Consider the following 22561-nt stretch of genomic DNA (forward strand, 5'->3'; position numbering starts at 1 on the left):
CCGTCAGCCGGATTGGGTTGCATCGCAGGGGTGTCGAAAGAGTCAACTGCGGTCCAAAGCTGTTGGACTTGGGTGAAAAGGGCGTTTATTCTTCCTATACGTAATTGTTTCCACAGGATTAAGAGATATTTTGATTCCGATTCAAAGTGAAACAATGCTCCACCAATTGCAACCTCACTTTGAAGAGATTAAAGCTGTTAGCGAGCGATATAACACTATCGGCTTTCATCTCTATACTTTTAACAATGATCGTATCATCTGTAGAAACTTCGCACCGAGATACGATATTAATGAAGAAGCTGCTACCGGCACATCTAACTGCGCCCTAGCTTGCTATCTACATGCGAAACACAATATTCAAAAACCTCTCTATCAATTTGAACAAGGCTATTCGCTCAACTCTCCCTCTGAGATCAGTGTTAAATTAGTCACCACCGCCCAAAATGATATTGAACAAGTCTTTGTAGGCGGAAATGGCTATTACACTGAAACGAAAGAACTTAATCTTCTCAAAGACTAAAGAACTCTAAGAGCGCGTATTTAGAACCTTTTCCATTTTCGCATCTAACCAAAACATCTCTAGTAGATGATAAATTGAGAACCTCCTTTTATCCCAAAGCAGGTTCTCTGTTATTTTCTAGCAATTTTACTCCTGATTCCCCTTCTTCTGTTTTTGCTTCGCTTCTAAGCCTAAAATAATCACTTCTAAACCAAACAGAAAAGGTTTCTCCCCCGTATCTTGCTCCATAATCTCTAAAGCTTTTGTTAAAAGTGGCGGCATTGCCGCATGAATTGCAGGATCATCATCACGCATCGCTTCTAAGTACTCACGCTCTTCTAAAACAGAGCCAAGCGTAAAATGACTCACAACACCTAATGTATAAAGAGCTTCTTCCAAGCTAAAACCTTGCTCACAGAGAAATGCAAGTTGAGCTTCAACGGTCTCAAACTGCTCCGGCGAGGGTCTTGTTCCTAAATGGATTTTTGCCGCATCTCGGTGACTTAATAACGCCCTACGAAAGCTTTTCGCATTTTCTCGCAGAAAATCCGCCCAGTACTCGCCCTTTTGAGGTTGAAAGTGATCATGATGCCGTAACAAAATTTCTACCGATAAAGCATCTAACAACGCCCGCTTATTTTTGACATGCCAATAGAGGGACGGCTGTTCAATATTCAGCTTTTGCGCCAATTTTCGAGTCGTTAACCCTTCCATCCCTACTTCATCTAAAAGCGCTAAAGCGCTTTCAATTACTCTTTTTTTATCTAATCTTGCCATCATTATTCCTTATTATTTTCTTGACACTCTATCACTGATAGTGTTATATTTCCACACCTTCAAATCTATCAATGATAGGGAAACTTATAATGATGAATCGCTATATCACAATCGCCCTCTTAATTACCTTCCTAGATGCAACAGGAATGGGCTTAATCATGCCTGTATTACCAACACTTTTAGAAGAGTTCTCTGTCAAAGAGTCTATCGCCACTCATTATGGTTTTATCCTCGCAATCTATGCGCTGATGCAAGTTATTTTTGCACCAATATTAGGACAACTCTCGGATAAATTTGGCAGAAAACCGGTCTTGATTCTCTCATTAATAGGCGCTGTTTGTGATTACACCCTACTCTCATTTTCTAGCGCCTTATGGATGCTCTATCTAGGGAGAATGATTGCCGGCATTTCTGCTGCAACAGGAGCCGTAGCAGCATCAATGGTCGCAGATCACACAAAAAAAGCAGAGAGAACTAAATGGTTTGGAAAGTTAGGCGCAGCTTTTGGGGCGGGACTCATTGCCGGACCCGCTATTGGTGGATTTATCGGACAATATTCTGCACATTTCCCCTTTATCATTGCCGCAATTTTAAATGCCATTGCTCTTATCATGGTCATTATCCTCTTCCCTAAAGAGCAATCACGCCCAAAAGAAATCGAGCAAGATCAATCTAAAATTCATGAAAAAACCACCATCAATGCCCCGCTAATTCATATTCTCAAACCCGTTTTGCTACTTCTCATGCTGTTTTTTACAGTACAACTCATCGGACAAATCCCTGCATCAACTTGGGTTCTATTTACTGAGTACCGTTTTGAGTGGAATACCTTTAACATTGGTTTATCCCTTGCAGGGCTAGGGTTAATGCATATTATCTTTCAGGCTTTTGTCGCAGGATATATCGCATCTCGCTGGAAAAATGAAACCGTATTTATTCTCGGATTTATACTAGATGCGAGCGCATTCTTATTACTGGCCTTTATCTCTCAAGTTTGGCTCGTAATTCCTACATTGATCTTATTAGCAGGAGGAGGCATCGCCTTACCGGCATTACAAGGATTAATCTCTATAAAGACAGCAGATGAACATCAAGGAAAGATACAAGGTATCATGGTTAGCCTCACTAATATTACCGGAATAATTGGACCGCCCATTTTTGCATTTTCCTTTGCAAAAACGGTTACAAACTGGGATGGCACACTTTGGCTAATCGGTGCTGTACTCTATAGCATTTTATTAGGTCTCTATTTTCTCTATCAAAAGATACGCGCCTATAAACAACTTAAGTCTCAAACTGCTTAAGAGCTCAAACACTAGAATGAAATAATATCTAAGATAAACCTATAAACCTATAAACCTATAAACCTATAAACCTATAAACCTTCAATAAAAATATATCAATAGACATAAAAAAAACCAATTGATAAGTTATACGTTGTCGGCAGCGGGCCAAAAAGGAATACGTCCATGCCCATCGAGGTGAAACCGGCTGTGAGCGCGGGTTCAAGCATATAGCCCGACAGGCGCGTATCCTTGCCGATCACGACACGATGGCGGTGGTCACCGCGACGAAAGACACGGCCAGCCGCCATGCCGACGCGCAAGGCGGTTTCCGCCGTCATCGCGCCTTCGTTGGCTTTGCCACGAATACCGTCTGTGCCGAAATATTTGCGCACCATAAGGTCGATTATCCTGTCGTCGGGTCGCCCTCAAAGGGGACATGCCTGCTGAACCGCGAATATAGAGAAATATCCCGAATGTGCAGTTAACGAATTCTTGCGGTTTCTTTCAGCGCCGCCAATACCGCCAGCCCGTCGCGCAAGGGGCGCGGCTCGTGTGTGCGGATGAAGTCAGCTCCACCTGCGGCGGCGGCAAGCTCTGCAGCGAGTGTCGCGGCCCCGACATCCCCCGGACCACGGCCTGTGAGCGCGCGCAGAAAGGATTTGCGCGAAACAGACAGAAGCACCGGCAAATCGAAGCGCAGCCGCAATTCATCGAACCGCGCCAGCACCGAGAGCGAGGTTTCGGGAGCAGCCCCCAGAAAAAACCCCATGCCGGGATCAAGGACAAGGCGGTTGCGTTTGATACCGGCACCCGTCAGCGCCGCGATGCGCGCGTCAAAGAACGCCGCAATGTGATCCATGATGTCGCCAGCGGGTGCCTCGCGCCGATCTGCCTGCCCGTCTTGCACCGAATGCATAACGACGAGTTTGGCAGATGATTTCGCCAATTGCGGATAGAACGCAGCGTCTGGAAAACCGCGAATATCATTGAGATAGGCCACACCACGCGACAAGGCATAGGCTTGCGTCGCGGGTTGATAACTGTCGAGCGAGACGGGAATGCCATCTGCCTTGAGCGCGTCCAGCACCGGCGCGATACGCGCGATTTCTGTGTCGGACGAAACAGGCGCGGCGTCGGGATTGCTGGATGCCGGACCGAGGTCGATCACATCTGCCCCCTCGGCCATCAGCTTACGCGCCTGCGCAATGGCTGCGTCTGGCGCCAGATACCGGCCTCCATCGGAGAAACTGTCCGAGGTTATGTTGACGATGCCGAAAATGATGAGCGATTTATTCATGGGGGCTTCTATAATAATAATAATCGAGCATGAGTCTCATACGGATGCTCGGGTCGAAAGGGAATCCCCAGGCGAGTAACCTGTTTGCGGTGATCCATTAGCTGCAGGAGCAGAATAGCATACATCTGGAAGCAAAGCCAGGAAAGCGGCCTATGGAGCTGTGCGGCAGCGCTCAGTAGGCAATTTTTCAAAATATTGTTAAGCCTTTTCTGAGCATGGTATTTTTCATGGTATTACCAATTAGCAGGAAAATAAGCCATTGAATATAAAAGATAAAAATGTCTTGTTTACAATAGAGTGGGAGTAGAATTATGGATGATGAAGAGTAGTCAATAGCAGATCATATGGTCCAACGATCGCATAAGATTTCTCAAGATGTGATTGTATAAAATATCATAAGATGAAATAAGAAAAATGAAATAAGAAAAAAAGAGGAGGTGATTATTCACCTCCTCTTTTCATATCTACTTTAATTTTTAATTCTAATTTTGCTTCTAATTTTACTTCTAACGATTCCTGTTATTGCATCCTATTATCAAGCATTATTTTCGCTCTTCAATAGGGGGTTCCCAACACTCGGCACCTTTGAGTCCTGGGATATCTTCTGCTCGGAATGTTGGATTTTTCTTCTCTTTTAATTGACGATAATAATCATTGGCAACTTGGAAAGCCACTTTACCGAGAATAGAGATCACGATAAGGTTAATAATAGTCATCGCACCCATAAAGAGATCCGCTAAACTCCAGACAATGTCCATGCTCATCACGGCACCAAACATCACCATTACTAGTACTAAGAGGCGGTAGAAGAGAAGGGTTGTTGAGCTATTTTTGATAAATTCAATATTGGTCTCACCGTAGTAGTAGTTTCCTATGATGGAGCTAAATGCAAAGAAGAGGATTGCGATTGCAACAAAATATTGCGCCCAATCTCCTACCTGTTGTGCGAGTGAGTTTTGCGTTAATACCACGCCGTTACCCCCATTATCTCCAATATAGAGGCCAGAGAGAAGAATGATAAAGGCTGTAGCAGAACAGACAACGATGGTATCAAAAAAGACGCCTAAGCTCTGAACTAAACCTTGTTTAGCAGGGTGGGATACATTTGCTGTTGCGGCAGCATTAGGAACAGAACCCATTCCCGCTTCATTGGAGAAGAGTCCACGACGAGCCCCCTGCATAATGGCGATCCCTAAGCCACCTCCTGCAAACTCTTTGAGTCCAAAGGCGCTATTGATAATTAACATAAACATCTCAGGCACTTGACTAATATTCGTAATCACAACATAGAGTGCAATGCCCACATAGAAGAGCGCCATAATGGGTACACAGAGTTGGGTAAAGTGAACAACTCGACGAATTCCGCCGAAGATAATAATTCCGGTTGCAATTACTAAGAGGGCGCCAATCGCCATTGTATCGATACCAAAGACAGCACTAAATGATTGAGCAATGGTATTAGACTGAACTGAGTTAAAGATAAAACCAAAAGTCACAGTGAGCAATATGGCGAAGATAATTCCTAATTTTTCCCATCCGAGTGCCTTCTTCATATAGTAAGCAGGCCCTCCACGAAAGTTATCGCCATCTTTGACTTTATAAACCTGCGCTAGGGTAGATTCTATAAATGCTGTTGACATACCGATTAGAGCGATAATCCACATCCAGAAGACAGCGCCTGGACCACCGATAGCGATAGCTAAAGCAACGCCGGCGATATTTCCTGTTCCAACGCGACTTGCGGCACTAATGGTAAAGGCTTGGAATGCAGAGACGCCATTATTTCCAGGATTTCTCTCTACGGTTAATCGAAACATCTCCTTGAAGAGGCGAATCTGGATAAAGCGAGTTTTGAGGGTGAAATAGATCCCGAGGATCAGAAGAAAGGCGACTAAAACATAGGACCAGATAAAATCATTTAATGGACCTATTAGCCAGTTAATAAAGCTCATGGGGCCTCCTTAGGCGCTATATATTCCTATATATACTCTATATTGATGGCAAAAAGACTCTCTAGAATATTATTTTTATGATGGTGAGTCTAGAAAAAATTGTAAAAAACTGTACGTTAAAATCGATTTTTAATAGAAATCAGAGTAGATGATCCATAAAAAAAGAGCAACCACAATCGGTTGCCCCTCTCTTTTGATACTGCGATTTTGATCGCGATCGTTTCTCTATTAGAGTGCTTTAATCTTCTCTAATTGTACTTTTAACTCTTGGAGTTGATTCTCGGCATCGAGTAGTTTTGTGCGTTCTCCCTCAACAACGGCTGCCGGCGCATTCTCTGTAAAGCCAGGATTTGCCAACTTCTTGCTAAGAGCGGTGATTAAAGGCTCAATTTTGCCAATCTCTCTATTGAGGCGATTGAGTTCTTGCTCCTTATCAATCAATCCAGCAAGCGGGATTAAGAGGCGCATTTTACCAATGACAGCGATAGCAGATTCCGGCGCATCACCCTCTACTTTAGTCATGCTAGAAAGACGTCCCATTCTCTCAAAGAAGGGCATATTTTTCTCAATGTTAGCAATATCATTTTCAGAAGCATTCTCATAGAGAACATCTAAAGCTTTGCTTGGGGAGATATTCATTTCACCGCGAATTCGGCGAACTGCCAACAGAACATTTTGTAACCACTCAATCTCAGATTCAAGCTCAAGATCACGCTCTTTTGCTTCTGGGAAGGGCATTACAGAGATACTGACCTTCTCTTTAAAGCTTGGCTCAATCTCAGTCAATTTTTGCCAAATCTCTTCTGTGATATAGGGCATAAAGGGATGCAAGGTTCTAAGCATTGCATCTAATACAGAAAGCAGGTTGTAGCGAGTTGCTGCTTTCTCTTCTGCACTATAATGGTCGCCATTGAGAATCGGTTTTGTCAGCTCGAGGTACCAGTCACAAAACTCATGCCATGTGAAATCATAGATTGCTTGTGTTGCGAGATCGAAACGATAGCCCTCAATGTGGCGTTTTACTTCATTGATCATGGCGCTTAAGCGAGAATTGATCCAGCGGTCGATATGAGAGAGTTTGCTCTCATCCTTTTTGACCATCTCCCCTTCAGCATTCATAAAGACAAAGCGGGAAGCATTCCAGATCTTATTACAGAAGTTTGAATACCCTTCGATTCGGCCAACATCAAAGATAATATCGCGCCCATTGGTAGCAAGAGAGGTGAAAGTGAAGCGAAGCGCATCGGTTCCAAAAGCCTTAATTCCCTCGGGGAAGTGGCGACGTGTATCGGCTTCAATGCGAGGTGCCATTTGAGGCTGCATGAGGCCTGTTGTTCTCTTAGCCACTAATGATTCAAGATCGATACCATCAATTAAGTCGATCGGATCGAGAACATTACCGCGAGATTTACTCATCTTTTGACCATCTTGGTCGCGAACTAAACCATGGAAGTAGACCTCTTTGAAGGGGATCTCTTTCATAAAGTGAAGCCCAAACATAATCATGCGAGCAACCCAGAAGAAGATAATATCAAAACCGGTCACAAGTACAGAGGTAGGGTAGAAGGTCTCCAACTCTTCTGTTTGATCAGGCCAACCTAATGTTGAGAATGGCCAAAGTGCCGATGAGAACCAGGTATCTAAAACATCATCATCCTGACGAAGCTTGATGGAGTCATCGAGTTGATACTCTTGGCGAATAGCAGCTTCATCTTTACCAACATAGATGTTGCCGGCATCATCATACCAAGCTGGAATACGGTGCCCCCACCAGAGTTGACGAGAGATACACCAATCTTGAATATTGTTCATCCACTCAAAGTAGGTATTCTCCCAGTTTTGAGGAATAAATTTAATATCCTTATTTTTGACCGCTTCAATTGCTGGTTTTGCCAATGTCTTTGCATCAACAAACCATTGATCTGTGAGGTAGGGCTCAACAATCTGTCCGGTGCGGTCGCAGCGAGGAATCATCAACTTATGAGGTTCAATCTTCTCTAAGAGACCGGCGCTTTCAAAGTCGGTAATAATCTTCTTACGAGCATCAAAGCGATCAAGACCTCGATAAGCTTCCGGCATCTCATCATTAATGGCTGCTTCATCGGTGAAGATGTTGATCATCGGTAATTGATGACGAACCCCCATCTCATAGTCATTAAAGTCGTGTGCTGGGGTAATTTTCACACAGCCCGTACCAAACTCAGGATCGACATAATCATCGGCAATAATAGGAATTTGACGATCACAGAAGGGTAGATCGATCATTTTGCCGATATATTTCGCATAGCGTTCATCTTCAGGGTGCACTGCTACTGCGCTATCACCTAACATCGTTTCAGGACGAGTTGTTGCAACAACAAGATACTCATCTGTGCCAACGATAGGGTAACGAAGATGCCACATTGAGCTCTCTTCCTCTTTTGATTCAACCTCAATATCGGAAACAGCTGTTTTAAGGATAGGATCCCAGTTGACAAGACGTTTACCGCGATAGATCAATCCCTCTTTATAGAGCTCAATAAAGACTTTTTGTACCGCTTCAGAGAGGCCTTCATCCATGGTAAAGCGCTCACGACTCCAATCAGGACTTGCACCCATTCGGCGAAGTTGCTGGGTAATGTTGCCACCCGACTCCTCTTTCCATTGCCAAATTTTTTCAATAAAGGCTTCGCGACCAAGATCGTGGCGAGTCTGTCCTTTGCCATTTAATTGGCGCTCAACCACCATCTGTGTTGCAATCCCGGCGTGGTCCGTTCCTGGTTGCCAAAGGGTGTTTTTCCCAAGCATCCGGTTATAGCGGATCAAGAGGTCCATAATGGTATCTTGGAAAGCGTGCCCCATATGGAGGCTACCGGTGATATTAGGGGGAGGAATGACAATGCAGTAGGGATCTTTTGTCTGATCGCCATTGGCTTTAAAGAGGTTGTTTTCTTCCCAAAATTGGTACCATTTTTTTTCAATCTGTTCTGGTTGATAGCTCTGTTTCATCTACTGTTTCCAAAGTTTTTAAAGTTTTCTAAAGACGTTATTAAGCGTATAAAATTACTCAAAATTATAGCATTAACTTCACTTATAGTCGCCTCTAACTGAGGGAATTCCCCTTTCTTTAAAGCAAAAAAAACTAGCTCGAAAGCTAGTTTTTTGCTGAGACCGGTTAATACTGGATTATTTTAAGCGGGCTTCAGTGTATAGTACGTGTTTACGAACTACTGGATCGTACTTTTTGAACTCTAACTTTTCAGTTGTAGTACGTTTGTTTTTTGTGGTCGTATAGAAATGACCTGTACCTGCTGAAGATACTAATTTTACTTTTTCTCTCATGACCTACTCCTTAGATTTTTTCGCCTTTAGCGCGAAGGTCTGCTAATACTGCGTCAATCCCTTTTTTGTCGATGGTACGAAGACCAGCTGGAGAGATACGAAGAGATACAAAGCGATTCTCGCTCTCAACCCAAAGGCGATGTACCTGAAGGTTAGGGAGGAAACGACGACGTGTTTTATTGTTTGCGTGGGAAACGTTATTACCAGACATTGGCCCTTTCCCAGTTACTTGACATACTTTGCTCATGCTTAATAACCTTGATCTTAATTGTAATATTAACCCCGGCCGCCAGCTAGAAAAACTTTGTGCGGACTGAACCCACGAATTATAGAGGAAAATAGTACCAATTGCAATAATTGGAGCGATCTTTCACTCATAGAAATATCGGGATTAAAGTAAATTGTGTGCCTTTTTGGCTAACAAGTCGGAAATTATACCACTTTTTTGTAAGAATTCTAGATGTTGGCGGTAAGTTTGCATACCACTTTCACGCCCTGTCTCGATATTGCTAGCGATTTGCGCCAATTTATTTTCCCGAATAAGGTGAGAAATCGCTGAATTAACCACCATTACCTCAAAAAGTGCGAAGATATTTTGCTCAATATTGATTAATTGTTGAGCAATGACGGCGAGTAATGTTTCCGATAATTGAATTCGCACCATCTCCCGTTCTGATTCTCCGTAGTAACTTAAGAGTCGATCGACTGCTTTAGGTGCGCTATTGGTATGGAGGGTTGAAAGAACGAGGTGACCCGTCTCAGCTGCTTGTAGTGCTAAATGGACGGAGGATTTATCTCGTAACTCCCCGATGAGGATAATATCGGGATCGGCTCGTAATGCGTTTTTAAGGGCGCTCTCAAAGCTTGGCGTATGACGATGGAGCTCTCGCTGCTCAATTAAGGACTTTTTAGGATGGTAGAGCTGCTCGATAGGATCCTCAATGGTAATGATATGGCGCTCTTTTGTCTGATTGATCGCTTCAATCATTGCTGTAAGTGTGGTTGATTTTCCCGATCCTGTTGCCCCGGTGATTAGAATTAAGCCACTCTTTTGCTGTAATAGCTGTTGGCAAATTGGAGGCGCGGAGATCTCTTGGAGGGTGCGAATTTTATCAGGAATAAGTCGGAAGATCGCGGTTATGCCATTGAGGTTTTGAAAATAATGTCCTCGCAGGCGATAGGGTATTTTGCGCTTAAGAGCACTTTTAGGATGAAATGAGTAGGCAAAATCGATGGCGCCATAGCGCTGAAACTCTCTTTTCTCTTTTTCAGTTAAGATGGCCAATAACTCGGTTCTTAAACGTTCTTGGGGGAGATTCTCTTTCGTAATAGGGCAGAGAACTCCTCCTTTCCGGAGATAAGCGGGGCGATTGGCAGAGAGATGGAGATCTGAAGCCTCTTGTTGAAAGGCAATCAACATCAATTTTTTGAGCATAGAAATACCCCCTCAAAAAGATCAAGTTGCATAAACAAACTGCATAAACAAATTGTATAAACAAATCGTATCAATATTGAGGGGTAAAGGTAGTGATCTGCTCTCCGTTGTGGGAAACTTCCGCTATGAAGACTTAGTTATAGAAGTTTAGTTATGGATAGCAACTCAGCCATTTGTCATGGTTATTTTTATGGTTATTTCAATTGGTGCTTCATTTTGCCAATAATATCTTGATAGCTTGTGCCACTGTTGAAGATAGCACTGCCGGCAACAAAGGTATCCGCGCCTGCTTCTGAGATCTCTCTAATATTATGGAGATTAACTCCGCCATCAACTTCAAGACGGATATCAAGCCCTTTCTCATCGATGATTGAGCGTAAGGTTTTTAGCTTCTCTAAGCTTGAGGGAATAAATTTTTGACCTCCAAAGCCGGGATTGACGCTCATTACTAAGACCATATCGAGATAATCCCAAACATGATCAAGTAGTGTGATAGGAGTGGCGGGATTGAGTACTAATCCAGCTTTACAACCTAAGGATTTGATCAATTGAAGGGAGCGATCGACATGAAGAGATGCTTCTGGATGAAAGGTGATGTAGGTTGCGCCTGCTTTAGCAAATGCCTCGATCATTCGATCAACAGGGGAGACCATTAGATGAACATCGATCGGAGCTGTCACACCATAATCACGGAGCGCTTGGCAGATCATTGGGCCAAAGGTTAAGTTCTCGACATAGTGGTTATCCATCACATCAAAGTGAATAATATCGGCGCCGGCAGCTAAGACAGCATCTACCTCTTCTCCTAGTTTGGCAAAGTTAGCAGAGAGAATAGAAGGAGCGATCCAATTAGGTTGTTTCATAAATTATGCCTCTGGGTATTTTAAAAGGATTTTTGGTTTTAGGGTTTAACTGTGAGGTTATCACTGATCGGTGATTTAAACGGATCTGTAGTGGCTAATGCCTCTTTTAGAGAGTGAATGCTCTTCCATTAATCGGTGAAGAGAGTTGGCTTAAAAGAGGAGGGGAGCGACCGCTTATTGCAAATTCGCTCCCCTTTTCGATCTGTAATAATCAGTATCTATTGTGCCATTTTTGTTAGTACTCGATCCATTGCTGCGATCGTCTCATCAAGATCTTCATAGCTATGCGCGCTTGAGAGGAATCCTGCTTCAAAAGCGCTAGGAGCTAAGTAGACACCCTCTTCAAGTAATCCATGATAGAACTTCTGGAAGAAGTCGATATCCGATTTTGTCGCATCGGAGTAAGTTTTAACCTCATCATTTGTGAAGAAGAGCCCAAACATCCCACAAACATGATTGGTGGAGAGTGGGCGCTGATGTTTTTCAAAAACCTGCTTAATACCATCGATTAGGTAATCGGTCTTCGCTTTTAGATCTTCATAGAAGCCCTCTTTTGAGATCAACTCTAAGGTCTTAATACCAGCAGCCATAGCAACAGGGTTTCCAGAGAGTGTACCTGCTTGATAAACCGCACCATTTGGGGAGAGATGATCCATGATCTCTTTTTTACCACCAAAAGCACCGACCGGCATACCGCCACCAATCACCTTGCCGAAAGTAGAGAGATCAGGTGTGACACCATAGAGTCCTTGTGCTGAATGTTTATCGACTCGAAAGCCTGTCATCACCTCATCGATGATAAAGAGTGAACCATGTTGATCACAACACTCTCTAATGGTCTCTAAAAATCCAGGTTGTGGTGGGATGCAGTTCATATTGCCGGCAATAGGCTCTACGATCACACAAGCGATCTCATCCCCATACTTCTCAAAAGCCTCTTTAACCGCTTCTGGATTATTGTATTCAATTACAATTGTATGTTGAGTTAAGTCAGCAGGAACGCCGGGTGAGGAGGGTTCTCCAAATGTTAAAAGACCTGAACCTGCTTTGACCAATAGAGAATCAGAGTGGCCATGATAACAGCCTTCAAACTTTACGATTTTATCGCGACCGGTATAGCCTCGAGCTAAGCGGATAGCACTCATTGTCGCTTCTGTTCCTGAGCTCACCATACGTACCTGATCCATAGAGGGCACGAGCTCTAATACCTTTTTTGCAAGCACTGTTTCTGAAACAGTCGGTGCGCCAAAAGAGAGTCCATTTTTAGCAGTTTCAACCACAGCCTCGATCACTTCAGGATGGGCATGGCCGACAATCATCGGTCCCCATGAACCGACATAATCGATATACTTCTTGCCAGTCTCATCAAAGACATAAGCACCTTCCCCTTTTTTAAAGAAAACGGGTGCACCGCCTACCTGTTTAAAGGCACGAACGGGGGAGTTGACGCCACCTGGAATATATTTCTGTGCGTCGCGATATAATTCGTCAAATTGACTCATAAATTGATGATCCTTTAGTAGATTTAGATGTGACAAATAAGCGAGTCTTTATTATGGAACTAAATTCCTATTTGTTCAACAGGCGGAAATTCACTACAATAGCGGAAGCTATTAATTAGAAGGAATATGTATGATCGCTGAAGTGAAAGATAAATTAGTAACAGGATTAGATGAGATTAAAGCAATTAATCCTGTAGCATTTGATGTAGAAGGTCTTGTGAGTTATGCCGATTGGGTTGTCATTGCCTCAGCAAACTCAGGTCCTCACCTTAAAGCTTTGGTGCGTAAGGCAGAAGAAGTGATGTTAAAAGAGGGAATTAAACCGATCGGTGTAGAGGGTATCAATGCCGCTTCTGATTGGGTATTAATCGACTTTGGTGATATTGTTCTCCACCTTTTAACCGAAGAGAAACGTGATTTTTACAATTTAGAGAAGATCTTTATGCGTGCGGATGCATAACTATTTCAGTCGATGCTGAGGGATATCTGTATAAAGATCGATCTGAATTTATAATGCTAGCTAGTACGCAGGAAGTGGGAGAATGATTGTTTATCTAATTGCGGTAGGAAGCAATATGCCGTCTTGGGTCAAGGTGGGATTTGAGGAGTATGCAGGTCGATTACGCCATGATGTGGAGTTAAAATTGATCGAAGTGCCGGCACTTGTTCGTAAAAAGAATGCCGATGTGAAGCGGATCCTCAAAGAGGAGGGTGAGAAGCTGCTAAAAGCGATCCCCAAAAACACCTTGATTGTAGGCCTTGATGTTGTTGGGCGCGAGATGACCACGATGGATCTTAGTAAACGCCTTGAGTCTTGGATGCAGTCAGGGCAGGATGTCGCACTTTTAGTGGGAGGACCGGAAGGTTTTTCTCCTGAGATTAAAGCGCTTTTTCAACAATCGATCTCCCTCTCGAAGTTAACACTTCCGCATCCGATGGTGCGCGTCTTAATTGCTGAGCAGCTCTTTAGAGCATGGAGTATTATTAACAATCATCCCTATCATCGAGAGTGATATCTCGCCTTGCTCTTCAATCATCATCGATTGTGGAAAATTATCGATTTGTTCCTTATTTTCATCCTGAGTGATCGATAAATAAAGAGTCATTTAGGGAAATAAACAAGAAGATAGCCTGTTTGATGTGAGATCATTCAGGCTTTTTTATGCTTTTTTGATATGATAAAGATCAGGATTGTTACAAATATATTATATCTTTTGTAATTTATAGTTGACTTTCATCTTTGCTTTTAGAAGTTGTGATTAGGCATTTCTTCTAAATCAGACTATAAAATTATGGGAGCATATCAATATAAAAATACCCTATTTGGGGAAATGGTCCTATAAGTAATCACAGTTGGTAATCAAATCATCATAGGGAATTTTGTAAGCCGTATTAGGTGATACAGAGAGAACTATAACGATAAAAATAATCGCTACAATTTTAGATGTAGCAGTATTGATAGCACATGCTTTATTGCCTATTGGAAAGATTCATCGTCGCTAAATATTGTCTTTAAAGATGATAGAGGCAGGATCGATTCAAAAGCGTAGCAGAAGCTAAAAGATATCAAATTGATCACACATAATGATATTACACATAATACTTATAACTTATAAAAATAGAGGGGATAACAGATTCTTGGGCTCTTTAGGGGTTCTCTTGCCATTGTTAATGCTAACTGAAATGTGATGCCAAGGCTTAAAGAGAGTTAAGAGGATCGAGCATACTGTTATGTCGATTATGTATATAGAGCAAAATAAAAGAGGGAATATGAAGCTTATTAAAAAGATGACCTATCTCTCTCTCTTCAGTCTGTTGCCATTTGTCAGCAATGCAGATGAAGGGGAGAAGATCTATATGAAGGGGGGTGAAAACCCAATGGCCATCGCCTGTATGACTTGTCATGGTATGAATGGTGAAGGATTAGCTGCCGCAGGATACCCAAGCGTTGCGGGCAAATCCGCTATCTATTTGGCAAAGCAGGTGAATGATTTTAAAGAGGGAAATCGTACCCATCCCGTAATGGATGGTGTCGCTAAAGCACTCTCTGAAGATGAAATTACAGAGGTAGCGCTCTATATGCAGAATCTGCCGGCACCTAATGTTCCTAATATTCCTCGTTCAACACAGCCGACTGATTTAGGCAGTCAGCTTGCGCTTCGAGGTGATTGGAGTCGCAACATTCCTGAGTGTATCGCTTGTCACGGTCCTGCAGGCGTCGGAGTAGGGGATGCGTTTCCTAAATTAGCAGGACAAAGCCAGCTCTATATCATCAATCAGATGAATGCGTGGAAAAATGGAACGCGTAAAAATGATGAGAATGATCTTATGGGACATATTGCCCGTTCATTAAATGATGAAGAGATCCAAGTAGTGGCAACCTATTTTTCAAATTTAGGAACGGTGGGGAAATAAGATATGAAAAAGATTTTGATCGCATCGACGCTGGCACTTCTCTTTTCACCAGCGCTCTTAGCTGAGACGGCACCTGTCTCGATGGAAGATCAATCGCAACTTCCACAAGCACCTAAAAAAGCTGATGGTGAAGCTTATCATCAACCTCCTAGCGATAGTGAAATTCCCGATAATGCCTTTGGGGATATGATTCGTAAGGGGCAAGCAATCTTTATTGATACTAAACGCCAAGTTCCTGAGTATGTGGGAAATGGTATGAATTGTGTCAACTGTCATATGGATCAAGGTAAGATGCCAAATGCGGCACCATTATGGGGTGCGTACACTATGTATCCAGCTTATCGTAGTAAAAATGATAAGGTGAATACTTATGCCGAGCGTATCCAAGGGTGTTTTGAATTTAGTATGAATGGAACACCTCCCGCGGCAGATAGTGAAGCGATGACGGCATTGATCACCTACTCCTACTGGTTAGCTAAAGGGGCGCCAACGGGGGTATCACTCCCAGGGCGTGGTTATCCTGAAGTTCCTCAACCGAAGGATGGGTATAGCATCGAGCGTGGCGAGATTGTCTATAAAGAGAATTGTGCGATCTGTCATGGAAATGATGGTTTAGGGCAGAAAGTGGATGATCACTATGTCTTCCCACCATTATGGGGACCAGACTCTTTCAATTGGGGTGCGGGAATGCATCGTATCAATACCGCCGCAGACTTTATCAAGGCGAATATGCCGCTCGGTAAAGGACAATCTTTAACAGATCAAGAAGCATGGGATGTGGCTGCATTTATGAATAGTCATGAGCGCCCACAAGATCCTCGTTTAATTGATGGATCAGTAGAGAAGACCCGAGAAAAATATCATGCAAATGATGGTGTTAATCTCTACGGTGTTGAAGTTAATGGCAAGATCTTAGGGCAAGGCATCTAAGTTATCAATCCCTATTAAATCCCTATTAACTATATAACAATTAATTATAATTATTGATCAACCCCAAAGTAGGTGAAAGCTTGCTTTGGGGTATTTTTTTACCCAAATTATAGTGAATGATTATGTTAAGAAACGATAAATATCCTGAACTTTTGATTATAATTTTGAAATAGATCATAGCGCTTTGGCTCTTTTTTGCTATTGTAAGGATGTCTCCTTTCTATTTTCTCTCTATCTATTGATGATTGAAGTGGGAATGAAGAGAGAATAAGAAGTGAGTAAGAATAGAGTAAGCCATAAAGTCACCCTAAATAGGGAGAAGATAGGTAGAGATGAGCTAGGAGGGGAAGCGGCAGAAAATATAAAGTGCTTTTTTTGAATAAATTTATTGAGTGGGCTTATTGAATGGGCTTATTGAAGTAGCTTTATGAAATAAATTTTTATTAAATAACTTTTTATTAAACAACAATTGATCGGTCGAAATAGCTCAGGATGATTGAATAATCTATTCTTGAGAAGTAGAGCGTACGTCGATGTCGGAAGATCTTCAGGGGCGTTTTAGAACGATAAGATCCTCGACAGATAGAAGGAGAGAATATGCCAAGTTATATTGCAGAGCTGATAGGAACCGCTGTGATGATTCTTTTTGGGGGAGGCGTGGTTGCAAACGTTGTCCTCAATCGTTCAAAGGCAGCAGGTGGTGGGTGGATTGTGATTATTATGGGCTGGGGATTTGCCGTAATGCTCGCAATCTATGCGGTTGGGAAATATAGTGGTGGGCATTTTAATCCTGCAGTAACGGTGGGATTAGCGATTGCCGGAAAGTTTCCTTGGGTTCATGTTATCGGCTATATCATCGGACAGATGTTAGGAGCGATGTTAGGGGCATACCTTGTTTGGCGCCACTTTAAGCCTCACTTTGCAGTGACAGAAAATGCAATTGCAAAGCGAGATATCTTCTGTACAACGCCGGCCATTGAGGATTATCCCAATAATGTTATTTCAGAGATTATTGGTACCGCAATTTTAATGTTTGCCATCCTTTTTGTAGGGATTAATGAGTTTACCGGCGGTTTGCAACCTGTTGTTGTCGGGTTCTTAATTATGGCAATCGGCCTTAGTTTAGGAGGAACAACGGGATATGCGATCAATCCTGCGCGTGATTTAGGTCCTCGAATAATGCATGCATTGCTTCCGATTCCTGGAAAAGCAGATGCGAATTGGAGTTATGCATTTGTACCAGTCTTAGGGCCAATGGTGGGAACGATTCTTGGTGCTTCGCTCTATGGTCTCTTCTACAGAGAAGGTGCCGGCAATACAATGGGCATTATTGAGAGCCTTATCTGGCTTATTATCGGTGTTGTTGCAATGTGGGCACTGCTTCGTTATGCAACAAAGAGAGCGGAGAAAGTAACGCTTGTTGAGGAGAGCCCAGAGCAATATTAGCCATATTATTTGGTTATGTTACTTGGCTATATCACTTAGCCATGTTGCGCAGATGATAAAGATGAGGAGATATCGAGCAGGTTTTTTTAGTGATAAGTAGACAGATAGAAGTAGATACAAATAGGTATAAATAAATAGATAGATAAAAGGAGCCGCTATGCAAAAGTATGTCATGGCAATTGACCAAGGAACCACAAGTACCCGTGCAATTATCTTCGATAAAATGGGGAATATTAAGGGCACTTCTCAGAAGGAGTTTCGCCAAATATTTCCTCAGCCCGGTTGGGTAGAGCATGATCCTACAGAGATTTGGGCCTCTGTTTTATCAGTGATTACAGAAGTTTTAGCGGAAAATAGTATCAGTCCCAAACAGATTGCTACAATTGGTATTACCAATCAGCGTGAAACGACCGTTATTTGGGATAAGGCGACAGGATTGCCGATCTACAATGCCCTTGTTTGGCAATCGAGACAGAGTGAAAAGATCTGTGACTCATTACGTAAAGCAGGACATGAGGCGACCTTTAAAGCAAAGACCGGTTTATTGATCGATCCTTACTTCTCCGGCACTAAAATAGCTTGGATTTTAGATCGTGTAGAGGGGGCGCGTAAACGTGCTGAGCGTGGAGAATTACTCTTTGGAACGATCGATACTTGGATCATCTGGAAGTTGACGGGCGGCGCCGCTCATGTGACCGATTATTCCAATGCAAGCCGGACATTGATCTATAACATCTACGATTTAAAATGGGACGAGGAGCTACTTGAGCTACTCAATATCCCTGCAACGATCTTGCCGAAGGTCTGCTCCTCCTCAGAGGTCTATGGCACAACCTCGCCACAACACTTTTTTGGTGAAGAGGTGACAATTTCGGGCGCGGCAGGGGATCAACAGGCGGCGCTCTTTGGGCAAGCCTGCTTTAAAGAGGGAATGGCTAAAAATACCTATGGAACGGGCTGTTTTATGTTGATGAATACTGGCGAAAAGCAGGTTCATTCTGAAAATGGTCTATTGACAACCCTCGCATGGGGAATCGATGGTAAAGTACAATATGCGCTCGAAGGCTCGATATTTGTTGCCGGCTCAGCAGTTCAGTGGCTTAGAGATGGATTGAGAATGTTTCAACATGCCCATCTTTCTGAAGGATATGCTAGCCGAGTAGAATCGACAAATGGTGTCTATGTGGTGCCGGCATTTGTAGGTTTAGGAACGCCTTATTGGGATCCTGATGCGCGTGGAGCAATCTTTGGTATTACTCGAGGGACAGAGAAGGAGCACTTTATTCGTGCAACATTAGAGTCGATCGCCTATCAGGCATGTGATGTCTTAAAAGCGATGGAGCAGGATGCAGGGCTTGAGCTTAGCTCATTGCGTGTAGATGGGGGTGCTTCCTTAAATAACTTCTTAATGCAATTCCAGAGTGATATTTTAGGTGTCGAAGTTGATCGACCTAAGATTAGTGAAACAACTGCGCTCGGTGCAGCCTATCTTGCCGGGCTTGCTGTAGGCTATTGGGAATCACTGGAAGAGATCGATCAGATCTGGGCTTTAGATCAGAAATATGAGCCGATAATGGAAGAATCGACTCGTAAAGCGCTCTATCATGGTTGGAAGTGTGCAATTAAAGCAACACAAGCTTTTAAAGTTGATTCGTGTGAGTGATCTGAGTGCGGTAAAATAGATCTTTGAGAAGTGATGACTCATGTGTCACTTCTCCAATTTTGCATATCGATACATAGAAGATGTATCAAAAAGGAGTAACCTATGAAGTTTTCAGCTTTAGATCGACAAGCGGTCATTGAGAAGCTTGAAGCGGAAAAATATGATGTCGTGGTCATTGGTGGTGGCATTACGGGCGCCGGAATTGCATTAGATGCCTCACAACGAGGGATGAAAGTTGCACTTGTAGAGATGCAAGATTTTGCTGCCGGGACAAGTAGCCGTTCGACTAAATTGATCCATGGTGGTCTGCGTTACTTAAAACAGCTCCAGATCTCTGTTGTGCGTAATTCTGGACGAGAACGGGCGGTCGTCTATGAGAATGGACCCCATGTAACGACGCCGGAGTGGATGTTATTACCGCTCCACAAAGGGGGAACATTCGGTCCATTTTCAACCTCAATTGGATTGATGATGTATGACTTTTTAGCCGGTGTTAAGCGGGATGAGCGTAGAACAATGCTCAATCGTGAAGAGACGATCAAGAGAGCGCCACTTGTGAAGCAGGAAGGGTTGCTCGGTGCTGGCTATTATGTTGAGTATCGAACAGATGATGCTCGCTTAACGATTGAAGTGATGAAAAAAGCGATTGAGCTTGGTGCAACAGTTCTCAATTACGCAAAAGCAAAAACCTTTCTCTATGATGAGAATAATCGGGTTAATGGTGTTGAAGTGACCGATCTGGTAACGGATCATACTTTTACAATTAAGGCGAAAAAGGTGATCAATGCGACCGGACCTTGGGTCGATGAGATGCGTCAATTAGATCGCGGTAAAGCGAATAATAAGCATCTTCGCTTAACGAAAGGCATTCACTTAGTGGTTGATCAGGCAAACTTCCCGCTAAAGCAGGCGATCTATTTTGATACCGAGAGCGATAAGCGGATGATCTTTGCTGTTCCCCGTGATGGAAAGACCTATATTGGTACAACAGATACCGTCTATGAAGCCGATAAGGCACATCCTATTGCAACAGAGGCTGATCGCGATTATATCCTAGATGCAGTTAACTATATGTTTCCTACGGTGAAATTGGATAAAACCCACATTGAATCTTCTTGGGCCGGCATTCGTCCTCTTATTTGGGAAGAGGGAAAGAATCCCTCAGAGATCTCTCGGAAAGATGAGATTTGGGAATCTGATACCGGGCTATTGACCATTGCCGGTGGTAAGTTAACTGGTTATCGCCATATGGCAGAAGAGATTGTAGATCGTTTAAGTGAGGTGTTAAAACGAGATTATCATCTCAGCTTTGCCGGTTGCCAAACAAAGCATCTTCCTATCTCCGGCGGCGATGTTGGAGGCTCAGCACAATTTCCGGCCTTTGTTAAAACACAGACTGCATATGGTGTTGAGGCGGGATTAAGTGAGGCAGAGAGTCAATTTATTGCTCGCTACTATGGGGCAAACTCAACCCTTCTTTTTGATCATTTCAGAGAGAATCCTTACCCCGATACTCCAGATCTTTCCCGTTTGACGGCGCTTCGTCTCTGGTATGCGCTCAATTATGAAGGCGTTCTCTATCCCGATGACTTCTTGATTCGCCGAACCGGTAATCTCTTTTTTAATATTGATGCTGTTAAGCGTGAAAAGAGAGCTGTTATCGAGAAGATGGCCCACTTTTTAGGCTGGGATGAGGTGATGCGTCAGGCAATGGAGGAGCGTATGGATCATTATCTTAAGGATACAGGAGCCTTCCCAGCGCTCTAATTTAGAGTAGCGCTGATAATAATCATAAGATAGAAGATAGCGGATCAGAAGATTCAGTATTCATTTTCTCTACATGAAAAAGAGCCCATCGATTTCGATGGGCTCTCTATCTATTCTCAATCTATCACACTGCTGAAGAGGTGTTAGATTGTGATGATTCTAGAAAATTTAACCTTTGTAGCGGCTTAGGACGAGGGAGGAGTTTGTTCCACCAAAGCCGAAACCATTATTGAGGATATGATCAATTTTCGCATCATCAATACGCTTACGAACAATCGGGAAATCTACAAGCGCAGGATCTACCTCATCGATATGAGCACTCTCTGTAATGAAGTTGTTTTGCATCATTAAGAGGCAGTAGATTGTCTCATTAACGCCGGCAGCACCTAATGCGTGACCTGTTAATGATTTTGTTGAGCTAATTGGAGGAATCTTATCTCCAAAGACATTGGCAATTGCCTTCATCTCAGGAATATCCCCTGCAGGTGTTGATGTCCCATGAGTGTTGATATAATCGATTTCACCATCAACTGTTTCAAGTGCCATACGCATACAGCGCTCAGCACCTTCACCACTTGGAGCAACCATGTCATATCCATCAGAAGTTGCGCCATAGCCGGTAATTTCAGCATAGATCTTAGCGCCACGTTTAAGCGCATGCTCTAACTCTTCCACAACAACAATACCGCCACCGCCAGAGATGACAAATCCATCGCGATCTTTATCGTAGGCACGTGATGCCACAGAAGGGCGATCATTATATTTTGAAGAGAGTGCACCCATAGCATCAAACATCGCACTCATATAAGGATGAAGTTCCTCACCACCGCCGGCAAAAACAATATCCTGTTTACCCATCTGAATCTGCTCATAAGCATTACCGATACAGTGGATAGAGGTTGCACATGCTGAGCTGATCGAGTAGTTCAACCCCTTAATTTTAAAGGGTGTTGCTAAACATGCAGAGACGGTTGATCCCATAGTTCTTGTAACCATATAGGGACCAATACGCTTTGTCGCGCCATTTTTGCGTAAAATATCGATACTATCGATCTGGTTCTTAGTGGATGCTCCACCTGAGCCAACAATCAAACCTGTACGCGGATTTGAAACCTCTTCTTCAGTTAATCCTGAATCTTCAATCGCTTCTTTCATCGCAATATAGGCATAAGCTGCTGCATCAGCCATAAAGCGGAAGTGGCGACGATCAATTTGAGAGGCTAAATCAATATTGAGTGCTCCATGAACATGAGAGCGAAAACCAAGTTCAGCCATCTCTTCTGAGAACTTGATTCCAGATTGTGTATTGAGGAGCGATTGTAAGACCTCATCTTTATTGTTGCCGATGCTCGACACAATACCAAGGCCTGTTATAACAACACGTTTCATGAATAAGATTCCTCCAAAA

The 22561-nt window shown here is 43.1% G+C and carries 18 protein-coding genes and 2 pseudogenes; 9 read left to right on the plus strand and 11 right to left on the minus strand.

Annotation, left to right across the window (positions count from 1 at the left end; all coding sequences use genetic code 11):
• Positions 1-103: 103 nt before the first annotated feature.
• A pseudogene (locus DC077_RS04945) lies at positions 104-520 on the plus strand (PhzF family phenazine biosynthesis protein); the annotation flags it as partial.
• Between the two features lie 126 nt (positions 521-646).
• On the opposite strand, the gene tetR reads toward DC077_RS04945, so the two are convergent.
• The gene (tetR, locus tag DC077_RS04950; RefSeq protein ID WP_021461772.1) at positions 647-1276 is read right to left on the minus strand and encodes a tetracycline resistance transcriptional repressor TetR; all 630 of its coding nucleotides are present in this window, start codon (positions 1274-1276) and stop codon (positions 647-649) included.
• A 92-nt stretch (positions 1277-1368) separates the two neighbouring features.
• Between tetR and tet(31) the strand changes: the two genes are divergently transcribed.
• On the plus strand, positions 1369-2580 hold the full coding sequence (tet(31), locus tag DC077_RS04955; protein ID WP_031204920.1) for a tetracycline efflux MFS transporter Tet(31): 1212 nt from the start codon (positions 1369-1371) through the stop codon (positions 2578-2580).
• Between the two features lie 134 nt (positions 2581-2714).
• Here tet(31) and DC077_RS04960 read toward each other — a convergent pair.
• The 9 genes and pseudogenes from DC077_RS04960 to hemL all read right to left on the minus strand — a co-directional run.
• Positions 2715-2957: pseudogene (locus DC077_RS04960) on the minus strand (phosphoglucosamine mutase); the annotation flags it as partial.
• Positions 2958-3043: 86 nt separating this feature from the next.
• Complete coding sequence (gene sul2 / locus DC077_RS04965) at positions 3044-3859, minus strand: sulfonamide-resistant dihydropteroate synthase Sul2 (RefSeq protein ID WP_001043260.1); 816 nt, start codon at positions 3857-3859, stop codon at positions 3044-3046.
• A 542-nt stretch (positions 3860-4401) separates the two neighbouring features.
• Positions 4402-5811: an alanine/glycine:cation symporter family protein gene (locus DC077_RS04975; RefSeq protein WP_109200663.1), complete on the minus strand. Its 1410-nt coding sequence runs from the start codon at positions 5809-5811 to the stop codon at positions 4402-4404.
• A gap of 228 nt (positions 5812-6039) precedes the next feature.
• Entirely contained in the window at positions 6040-8799 is a 2760-nt protein-coding gene (locus DC077_RS04980) for a valine--tRNA ligase (RefSeq protein ID WP_109200662.1), read from the minus strand.
• A gap of 177 nt (positions 8800-8976) precedes the next feature.
• Entirely contained in the window at positions 8977-9132 is a 156-nt protein-coding gene (rpmG, locus tag DC077_RS04985) for a 50S ribosomal protein L33 (protein ID WP_026879695.1), read from the minus strand.
• A 10-nt stretch (positions 9133-9142) separates the two neighbouring features.
• Positions 9143-9379 carry a 50S ribosomal protein L28 gene (gene rpmB, locus DC077_RS04990; RefSeq protein WP_094566915.1) on the minus strand — a complete coding sequence of 79 codons (237 nt, stop codon included), beginning with the start codon at positions 9377-9379 and terminating at the stop codon, positions 9143-9145.
• A gap of 144 nt (positions 9380-9523) precedes the next feature.
• Positions 9524-10567 (minus strand): type IV pilus twitching motility protein PilT, encoded by a 1044-nt coding sequence (locus DC077_RS04995; protein ID WP_109200661.1) that lies wholly within the window; start codon positions 10565-10567, stop codon positions 9524-9526.
• Positions 10568-10761: 194 nt separating this feature from the next.
• Complete coding sequence (rpe, locus tag DC077_RS05000) at positions 10762-11430, minus strand: ribulose-phosphate 3-epimerase (protein WP_109200660.1); 669 nt, start codon at positions 11428-11430, stop codon at positions 10762-10764.
• A 218-nt stretch (positions 11431-11648) separates the two neighbouring features.
• Positions 11649-12932 (minus strand): glutamate-1-semialdehyde 2,1-aminomutase, encoded by a 1284-nt coding sequence (gene hemL / locus DC077_RS05005; RefSeq protein ID WP_109200659.1) that lies wholly within the window; start codon positions 12930-12932, stop codon positions 11649-11651.
• A 130-nt stretch (positions 12933-13062) separates the two neighbouring features.
• Here hemL and rsfS point away from each other — a divergent pair, with 130 nt between their 5' ends.
• The 7 genes from rsfS to DC077_RS05040 all read left to right on the plus strand — a co-directional run bounded on the left by rsfS (position 13063) and on the right by DC077_RS05040 (position 21153).
• On the plus strand, positions 13063-13392 hold the full coding sequence (gene rsfS, locus DC077_RS05010; RefSeq protein ID WP_094566919.1) for a ribosome silencing factor: 330 nt from the start codon (positions 13063-13065) through the stop codon (positions 13390-13392).
• An 82-nt stretch (positions 13393-13474) separates the two neighbouring features.
• Positions 13475-13945, plus strand: a complete 471-nt coding sequence (rlmH, locus tag DC077_RS05015) for a 23S rRNA (pseudouridine(1915)-N(3))-methyltransferase RlmH (protein WP_109200658.1) — start codon at positions 13475-13477, stop codon at positions 13943-13945.
• A 757-nt stretch (positions 13946-14702) separates the two neighbouring features.
• Positions 14703-15347, plus strand: a complete 645-nt coding sequence (locus DC077_RS05020; RefSeq protein WP_109217847.1) for a c-type cytochrome — start codon at positions 14703-14705, stop codon at positions 15345-15347.
• Positions 15348-15350: 3 nt separating this feature from the next.
• A complete protein-coding gene (locus tag DC077_RS05025) occupies positions 15351-16277 on the plus strand; it encodes a c-type cytochrome (protein WP_109200656.1) in 927 nt (308 codons plus the stop codon).
• A 597-nt stretch (positions 16278-16874) separates the two neighbouring features.
• Entirely contained in the window at positions 16875-17723 is an 849-nt protein-coding gene (locus DC077_RS05030; RefSeq protein WP_109200655.1) for an MIP/aquaporin family protein, read from the plus strand.
• 157 nt (positions 17724-17880) lie between these two features.
• Complete coding sequence (gene glpK, locus DC077_RS05035) at positions 17881-19386, plus strand: glycerol kinase GlpK (RefSeq protein WP_109200654.1); 1506 nt, start codon at positions 17881-17883, stop codon at positions 19384-19386.
• A gap of 102 nt (positions 19387-19488) precedes the next feature.
• Positions 19489-21153 (plus strand): glycerol-3-phosphate dehydrogenase/oxidase, encoded by a 1665-nt coding sequence (locus DC077_RS05040; RefSeq protein ID WP_109200653.1) that lies wholly within the window; start codon positions 19489-19491, stop codon positions 21151-21153.
• 168 nt (positions 21154-21321) lie between these two features.
• On the opposite strand, the gene fabB is transcribed toward DC077_RS05040, so the two are convergent.
• Positions 21322-22542 (minus strand): beta-ketoacyl-ACP synthase I, encoded by a 1221-nt coding sequence (gene fabB, locus DC077_RS05045; protein WP_109200652.1) that lies wholly within the window; start codon positions 22540-22542, stop codon positions 21322-21324.
• Between the last annotated feature and the right edge of the window lie 19 nt (positions 22543-22561).

Source organism: Ignatzschineria cameli (assembly GCF_003121895.1).
Classification (GTDB): domain Bacteria; phylum Pseudomonadota; class Gammaproteobacteria; order Cardiobacteriales; family Wohlfahrtiimonadaceae; genus Ignatzschineria; species Ignatzschineria cameli.